This is a genomic window from Streptomyces sp. NPDC058678 (assembly GCF_042714835.1).
In the GTDB taxonomy this organism is placed as follows: domain Bacteria; phylum Actinomycetota; class Actinomycetes; order Streptomycetales; family Streptomycetaceae; genus Streptomyces.
In genome coordinates, this window is record NZ_JBHXSG010000146.1 from 1 (window position 1) to 7,915 (window position 7,915).

The following is a 7,915-nucleotide window of genomic DNA, read 5'->3' on the forward strand; positions in this document are numbered from 1 at the left end:
CGACAACGTGATCGGGTGGACCCCGAAATCGGCGGCGATCTGTTCCAGCGTGACGCCGGGCTCGCGGTTGCGCGCGTCCCGCACGACGTCCTCGCAAAACTCCTTCGGATACGGCTTGGGCACTGCAACAACCTTCCAGGCCGCTTCTCAGCAAGCCAGGTCAGGTGTCACCCAACCCTGCAGCAGTCCCCATCCTGCCGTTCGCCGGACACCGCATAGCAAGCAGCCTGCGCCGCCCCGATTCCATGGCCTTCGTCGACTACCTCCTCGACAAGCAAGGAATCGACTCTGCCTGCACCGTCGTCCAGATCTTCAAGACCTGGCGCGTCCTCGTGCATTACATGCTGGACGAGGACGTCCCGCTCCCTCCCAACATCGTGGCGCGGATCGAACTCCCGGACGTCACGCCCCGCGTCAAGGTCGCGCTGTCAGCCGGACAGGTCGCGGCAGTCGCAGGGGCTATGCGGAAGGTAGCACCGCGCTATGAGGTCCTGATCTGGCTTGGAGCCTGCGCCGGACTGCGTCAGGGCGAGGCCTTCGGACTGAAGCGAAGTCAGGTGGCGTGGAAGCACGATCTGCTTCACATCGAAGAGCAACGGCAGCGCGGTAAGGCAGTCCGCCTCAAGACCAACGCCAGTTTCGCAACCTTGCCGGTGGATCGCTTCCTGATCGAGCGGCTGATACACCACGTATCACGGTTCTCCGAGCCGGAGCCCGTCTCGCCGAGCGCCGAGCGCCGCCGCCGGGCACGCGGCTACGTCGAGCCACCGGACGAGGGCCTGATCGTCACGAACCGTCTTGGCCGGCCTGTACTGCACACCGATTTCCACCAGAAGTGGCGAAGGGCAGTAAAGCAAGCAGGACTTCCGGAACGAACCCGCTTCCACGACCTCAAACACTTCTACACCACCACCCTCGGCGCCTCAGGCAAGCACGACCCGAAAACCGTGCAGGCACTCTCCCGGCACGCCAAATTCTCCGACACCTGGGACACCTACGCCCACCCACCCCTCGCTGTAGAGGAAGTCACGGTCACCGTGTTCGGAACCGCGTTCTCACACATCGACACACCGGCAGGCGCACTACGGAATGGGGCAACCTTTGCAGCTCGGGCATCGGACACGTCTTTCCCGACACCTTTCCGGCGTGGGCAGCTCCGAGCTTGACAGCTTCCGGACGGGCGAAGCCACCTTGACCAACAGGCCGCCGACAACCCGCTGTTCTGGGCTGCATTCAAGATCACCGGAGTTGTCTGAGCCACATCTCCATACCGCTCCCTTTCGTGAGGGATGCGGCGGCCCGCGCTTCGCGGCGGAACCGCTCCCGGCACGACGGGTCGCGCGCCATGCCGGGCCGCAGTGTCTTCACCGCCACGGTCCGGCCCAGTCGCCGGTCGTGGCCCAGCCGGACCTCCGCCATGCCGCCACGGCCCAGCAGGTCCCCCAACTGGTAACGGCCACCGAGGGTTTCCAGTTGCCTCAGATCCATCACTTCTCCATGACCCGCGGGACGCGAAGGGGCCCGCTTCCCGAGACGGCCACAGAGCGGCCGGGCCGGAAGCGGGCGGCGGAGCCGGGCGTCGCCGGATGCGCGCTATTTCTTCGCGTGCTGCTTGGCGAGCTGCGCCGCGGTCAGCACGGAGACCCGCAGAGCGTCGTTGGCGCTGCCGGCCTGCCGTCCCACCACCCTCACGGTGTCGCCCGTCTTGAGCGCGGACTCGGCGAATTTCTTGCCGTCCCGGGTGACGCGGGCGTTCTTCTCCACGGTCCAGGTCCGGCTGACCCCGTCGGCGCTCTTCACGGTGAGCGTGGCACCGGACACGCCGGTGATGCTGCCACGCTGCCACTCGCGGACCAGGAACTGGCCGGTCTTGCGGTTCTTTACGGTGGCCTGACCGTGCACGCCGGGCAGCGAGTGGTGGTGCTTGCCGTGCTTCTTGTGGTGCTTGTTGTGGTGCTGCTTGGCCGAGCTCGCGGAGGCGGCCGAAGACGGACTGGCGCCCGGCGAGGATGTCGACGAGGCGTAGGCGGTGGCCCCGCCGGCGGCCAGTACGCCGGCCAGAATCACCCCGATCACCATGGCCCTTCGTTTGCGCAGCATTGCTTTCATCATGGAGTCACCTCTCGTCGAGGAGGCGCGGAGCCCCCTGTTCGGACGCGGTCGCGCGCACCGTGACCGCGGGTCTTGTGGAAACTTTGTGGGACTGCAGGAGCGACATGCTGTGCGAACCGACGGTGAATGATGAAGGGCCGCCGTCGCACCTCCGTGCCGAACACCGCGGCCATCTCCTGGCAGGTCAGCGGCCCCTGTCCGAGCGGGGCCCGGTCTGCGAGCGTCTGCAAGATGCGCTGGTAGTCCATCGACAGCACCGAACAGGCAAGTCCCTCGCGCCACATGGGCACCTGCGATTTCGGCTTCGTTGCCCCCCGGGGCGCCGATGGCGCGTCCGCATCCCGCACATCCGGGGTGATCTCCGTCTCGGCGCTGGTGCCGCCGGCCGGATCCAGCACCGTATCGACCCGCCTGCGAGCCATCGCCCACTCCTGCCGTTCCTGCTGCGCCCCCGAGTGAGTGGAGCTGTGTTGGCTCCACTCACTCGGGCCTCGGGTCGCCCTTTCACCGCGTGGCGTTGGGTGTGCTCCATTGGAACCAGGACAGGTTCCAGTCGCCGTCCCCGTTGTCCAGCGTCACCGGCTTGGACGGGTTGATGACCCGGACGAGGTCTCCCGGTTCCACGGTGTTGAAGAACCACTTCCCGTCGGATGCGTTCAGGTGGACGCATCCGTGGGAGTTGTCCACCTTGCCGATCGTCGCGTTGTCCCATGACGCGTCGTGGATGTACGTACCACTCCACGTCAGGTGGACGTCCCAGTAGACCGGCAGGTTGTAGTAGGTGGGATTACCAGGAGTGCAGCTGAGGCCGACGCTGCACGATGTCATCTGGGTCTTGGCTTCCTTGTCGAGCACGACCAGGTTGCCGCCCCAGGTCTGGTAGCCCGCCCCGCCGGTCGATATCGGGAGTGTCCGCATCAGCTTGCTTCCCCGATAGACCGCCATGGTCCGGGTGTTGGGATTGACCACCGCGTGCACGTCGGAGTCGACCGTGAAGGTGTGCGTGTAGTCGCCGGTCGCCCAGAGGCTCCCTCCTGCGTTCACTCCTTCCAGGCCGCCTGTCACGGTGATCTTGTCGCCCAGGGGCCAGTACGTTCGGGGACGGTAGTCGACACGGCGGTTGGTCACCCATCGCCAGGCTCCGGTGACGTGGTCCGTGTCGGTCACGGACAGTGCTTTCTGGACGGCGGCCTCATCGGTCACGGCCTTCGTGAACACGACGACTACTGGCTGGGCGTTGCCGACGTCGGACCCCGTGGCGGGGGTGATGGACTGGGCGGTGACGGTGTCGGCCGGACTGATCGTCTCGATGTTCAGGCGCTTGCTGACCGACTTTCCGGATGTATCGGCGGCCGTAGCGACGACCGTGTAACGGGCGTCGAGGCTCAGCGGTTGAGACGGCGTCCATGTACCGGCCGACGGGTCGAGGGAGCCGCTGACGACGGAACCGTTCGAGCGGGTGACGGAGACCTTGGTCAGGTGTGCGTGGGTGGCCGTGCAGTGAAGGGGCCGGTCCGGCTCGGCTCGGCCGGAGGCGTCCGTCACCGGCTTTATCGTGATGTCGCCCGGCCGGGGCGACGCCGACGAGGCCGCGCTGAGACCACACCCGACCAGCGTGAGCGCGGAGACCACCGTGAGCGCGGCGAGGTAGGCCATCTCCTTCATGCGCCGACGCTTTTCCGGCACCTGACTCATCGTTTTCACAGGGTCTCCTCCTCGGCCGGTAGGGAAGACATCGACTGCCGGCGGTGGACACGTTCGGGACATTGATGGCGACGCCAACGAAGTACGCACGCCGGAATTGACGCTAACCACCGGACAGGTCAGAGTTGGCGTTGTTGTTGCCGATGGTGATCGGCTGGTCGTTCTGCAGCTCGCGGAAGAGGGCCTTGGCGCGTGTCATGTTCCACAGCACCGCGTTACCGGCGTTCGGGGTGGAGTAGTTCGCGTCTGCGATCGGGACCGTCAACTCATGTCCTCCTCCGCTGGAAATCCCCTTCAGGCCGAGGAACATCCGCGCCAGGTCGTACGGGGTCGTGTTCTTGTCCACGCTCAGCGTTCCGATGCCCGCGTGGAGTGCCGAGTAGAGCCTGATCGGGTTGAGAAGAGTGGACGGGGCCTCCGCCTGGTGAGCGATCGCGGCAAGGAATTTCTGCTGGTTCGCCATGCGGCTCAGGTCCTGGCCCGCCTCCTGGTGGCGTTCCCGGACCAGTTCGAGGGACTGCCGGCCGTCCAGTTTCTGGCAGCCCGCCTTGAAGTTGGCTCCCGATGCCTGGTCCACGATCGGCCGGTCCAGGCACAGGGTGACGCCGCCGAGTGCGTCCACCAGGCCGACGAAGCCACCGAAGCCGATCTCCGCGTAATGGTCGACGTGGATGCCGGTGTTGTACTCGACCGTCTCGGCCAGCAGTTGCCCGCCGCCGAGCGAGAAGGCCGCGTTCAGCTTGTTCGTCGTTGCCGGATGCCGCACACCGTCCGCACCGCTGAACGCCGGTATGGTCACGTAACTGTCGCGCGGCAGACTCACCAGGGTGTCACCGTCGCTGCCGATGTGCAGCAGCATCATCGAGTCGCTGTTGCCGTACGGACCCTCGTCGTCGCTGCCGGTGTGCAGTTCCTTCTGCTGCTGCGGGGTCAGATTCTGGCGGTCGTCCGAGCCGACGATGAGATAGGTGGTGCCCCTGCCCGGCGGGGGTTGATCCGGCAGGGCGCCGAGGTTCACCGTACGGTCCAGCTTCTCGTCGGCCCAGGCGTATGTCCCGACGGAGGCCGCGAGCACCGCGAGGGCGAGCGTCATCACGCCCCAGATTGCCCTGCGGCGCCATGCCCGGGGGCGAAGGCGGCCGACCGGGTGTCCACCTCGACCGTACGTCACCATGAAACGGGAGCCCCCTCATGCACGAACAAGGTTCTCCAATGTTTGATGCGCCCACAATAGGCATCAATTGCACGCCCGCAGAAGGAGCTATCTGAAGCTTGACCCTCGTACGGGACATCCCTAAAGAACCCTTCATGCATTCCCTACCGAATTCTTATCTCAGATTCACGCTGATACATACGGCGATCGGCAGGGAGAAGCGGCCTTCCAAGATTTCACAGGTGCGTGTGGCCCGGCAGGCAGCGGTCGTATTCTGCTGGGCTGGATTTAGCAACCATCTTTCCCTCGTCACCGTCTATGGATGCGAGGCCCTGGCGCCGAAACGCCATGAGGGAGACGTGGGCCGGCCGCGAGCCGGCAACGAGGAATTGGCAGTGGACATGTCACGGACGAGTACTGACCGGGCCGATGGGCCGACACCAGACCTTCGTGCCGGAGCGGCCGGGGAGGATGCGACCGTCACGGCTGCCGTACGTGGCTCTGCGGCTCGCCGCCGGAACCCGTCTCCGCGCCCGAGCGCCGGACGCGCCGGGCCACGCGGCACGCTCCTTGCCGCCGGCGCTCTCGGCGGGGCCATAGCCGCGACGCTCTTCGGTATCGCCCGTTCCGTCTTCGGCTACGGTTTCAACGTCCCTGTGACCCTCTCCGCCTTCCCGGCAGGCACCGTTGCCGTCCTCGCCCTCGGTGGCCTCCTCCGCCGGGGAGTGCTGCCGCGGTGGCTGCGCCGTCTCGTCGCCCGTGCGTGTGTCGTCGGTCTCGGCGTGACCGTGGTGCTCGCGGCGGCCGGGGGTGTGCTGCTGGCAGTCACTCCGGGGGTGGGCGACGCCCAGTCCCGGGTGAGTGCGCAGGCCGCCGCCCACGGGGTGACTGCCACGGATCTGCCCACACCCCCCAAGGTCGCCGCGGCACTGGTGGCCACCGAGGACGCCCGTTTTTGGCACAACCCCGGCATCGACCCTGCCGGCGCCGCCCGTGCGCTGCTGGTCTGGCTGCGCGGCGACGGAGGCGATGGCGGGGGCGCCACCATCGAGCAGCAACTTGCCAAGATGCTCTACACCAACGGGCAACGTACCCGTCCCGCCCAGGTGGAACAGGTCGCTCTGGCGGTCAAGCTCGCGCATGACTACCCCAAGGGCCGGATCCTGCAGATGTACCTGTCCACCGCCTATTTCGGGCATGGATACTACGGTCTGGACGCGGCCGCACACGGGTACCTCAAGACGAGTCCCGCTCACCTGGACTGGCCCCAGGCCGCCCTCCTTGCCGGTCTCGTCCAGGCGCCCTCCGCCTACGATCCCCTCCACAACCCCGACCTGGCCAGGCAACGCCGCGCCGAGGTGCTGGTTCGCCTCGAGGCTGTCGGCGACCTGACCGCACGTCAGGTCAGGGCCTTCGACGACACACCCCTGGGCGTCGCCTGAGAGCGAGTGCTCCTCAGCTGTTCTCGGCCCTGACATCGCGCCGAAGCCTGTCCCGTTCAACTGCACGGCCGAGGAAACCCTCCCGACCAGTGCGGACGGGTCGCGGACACGGACGTACCGGATCGAACTCGTACGGCGCTGAGGTTGCACGGGAAGGGGAACCGCGGCCCGGCTCCCCTTCCCGCCCACAGACTGCTGACCTGTTTACGGCGTCACCTGGTTGCCCCCGAAGGTCACGCCCAGCTCACGCTGTCCCAACAGCCCAACCATCGACGGCATCCACGACCTCCCGAGGAGCAACAGCGCGACTGGCCACTACTCCCACGGAACCGCCGACCCTGCGCCCGACCAGCGGAAGCGCAGCCCTCACGTCCGGAAAGACAACAGCTTCCAGCGACAAGCTCAGCGGCGCGGACGTTCAGTCAGTCCGATCCGACGCAGCCTCTTGATAGAGGTTCTCAACGCTTGGGCCGAAGGCCACGCTGTAGGAGATGTCGGGAGTGTCCCCGCCCGTCTCGTAGCCGCCGATGACTCCGATGACCGTGCCAGGAATGCCTCCGGTGACCCAGGGACTGCCGCTGGTGCCGCCGGTCAACCCGGTGCAGCCGATCTCCAACTGGGTGCTGCTGAAGGAGGAGACGCGGTTGGTACAGGTCAGCGGCACCTGCGATGTCTGCGGGTAACCGACGATGGTGACAGGGTTGCTCGTGCCCTGGTCAATACCCAGTTCGTCGCCCCCGACTACGGACTGGACGGTGCGGCCGTCCACGGGTGCCACTATGCCGAACGCCACGTCGTCGTCCGGATCGGAGTCGGCAGACCACTGTTGATCCACGACGATGCGATCGAGGTGCCACACCCCGTAGGGGGCGATGCCGTCGTGATATGCCGGAACGAATACATCTGACGTGGAGTCCATGCAGTGAGCGGCGCTCAGAACCAGGTCCCCCCCGGGCGCTGTCGACCACGCTGGCCGTGCATACTGACTTCGGCGTATTAGGGTCTGTCCGGTCTGTCGAGGGCGAGTCCCGTTCCGGCGAGGAATCCGCCGAGGATGCTGTGCCGGTACTGCAGCGCCTTGAGCCGCCTGCGGAGCAGAGTCTCCAACTCGCTGAGGGTGCGGGCGGCCAGGTTGGCCAGGCTCCGCTTGATGTGTGCCCACAGGCCCTCCACCGGGTTGAGGTTGGGCGCATACCCGGGCAGCAGGACCACTGACAGCCAGTCCCGCTCGGCAACGAGTGCCTTCATGGTCTTGGAGATGTGGGTGCTCAGCCGGTCCCACACCACGATCAGCGGGGCCTTCAGCAGTTGGTGGGCGCCGTCCAGCAGACGGATGTAGTCCGTCTCACCCAGCGAGCGACGCTCGCCCTTGCGGCCGGTATGCCGACGCAGCCGGTAACACAGACGGACGGGCAGGCCCGGCCTAAAGCACAGCAGCCCGGCCACCGAGAGCCGTCCCCGGCTGCGGCCGGACACCTTGACCCTCGGGGTGATGCCGCGCCAG

General features: G+C 66.7%; 7 protein-coding genes and 1 pseudogene. 2 read left to right on the top strand and 6 right to left on the bottom strand.

Translation table 11 applies throughout. The annotated features are described in order from the left end of the window. Positions 1–245: 245 nt before the first annotated feature. Positions 246–1,166: a tyrosine-type recombinase/integrase gene (locus ACFWWR_RS47950; protein ID WP_383872704.1), complete on the top strand. Its 921-nt coding sequence runs from the start codon at positions 246–248 to the stop codon at positions 1,164–1,166. Positions 1,167–1,284: 118 nt separating this feature from the next. On the opposite strand, the pseudogene ACFWWR_RS47955 reads toward ACFWWR_RS47950, so the two are convergent. The 4 genes and pseudogenes from ACFWWR_RS47955 to ACFWWR_RS47970 all read right to left on the bottom strand — a co-directional run. Next, positions 1,285–1,488 (bottom strand): annotated as a pseudogene (locus ACFWWR_RS47955) (hypothetical protein); the annotation flags it as partial. 105 nt (positions 1,489–1,593) lie between these two features. After that, a complete protein-coding gene (locus ACFWWR_RS47960) occupies positions 1,594–2,112 on the bottom strand; it encodes a hypothetical protein (protein ID WP_383872707.1) in 519 nt (172 codons plus the stop codon). Between the two features lie 504 nt (positions 2,113–2,616). Then, positions 2,617–3,777 carry an Ig-like domain-containing protein gene (locus tag ACFWWR_RS47965; protein ID WP_384310671.1) on the bottom strand — a complete coding sequence of 387 codons (1,161 nt, stop codon included), beginning with the start codon at positions 3,775–3,777 and terminating at the stop codon, positions 2,617–2,619. Positions 3,778–3,919: 142 nt separating this feature from the next. After that, a complete protein-coding gene (locus tag ACFWWR_RS47970) occupies positions 3,920–4,909 on the bottom strand; it encodes an LCP family protein (RefSeq protein ID WP_383872712.1) in 990 nt (329 codons plus the stop codon). Between the two features lie 716 nt (positions 4,910–5,625). On the opposite strand from ACFWWR_RS47970, the gene ACFWWR_RS47975 reads away from it, so the two are divergent. After that, positions 5,626–6,411, top strand: a complete 786-nt coding sequence (locus ACFWWR_RS47975) for a biosynthetic peptidoglycan transglycosylase (RefSeq protein WP_384310673.1) — start codon at positions 5,626–5,628, stop codon at positions 6,409–6,411. 418 nt (positions 6,412–6,829) lie between these two features. Here ACFWWR_RS47975 and ACFWWR_RS47980 read toward each other — a convergent pair whose 3' ends face one another. Beyond that, entirely contained in the window at positions 6,830–7,330 is a 501-nt protein-coding gene (locus ACFWWR_RS47980) for a trypsin-like serine peptidase (protein WP_383872717.1), read from the bottom strand. Between the two features lie 77 nt (positions 7,331–7,407). Next, positions 7,408–7,915: transposase (locus ACFWWR_RS47985; RefSeq protein WP_384310675.1), on the bottom strand; the 508-nt coding region annotated here is incomplete at its 5' end.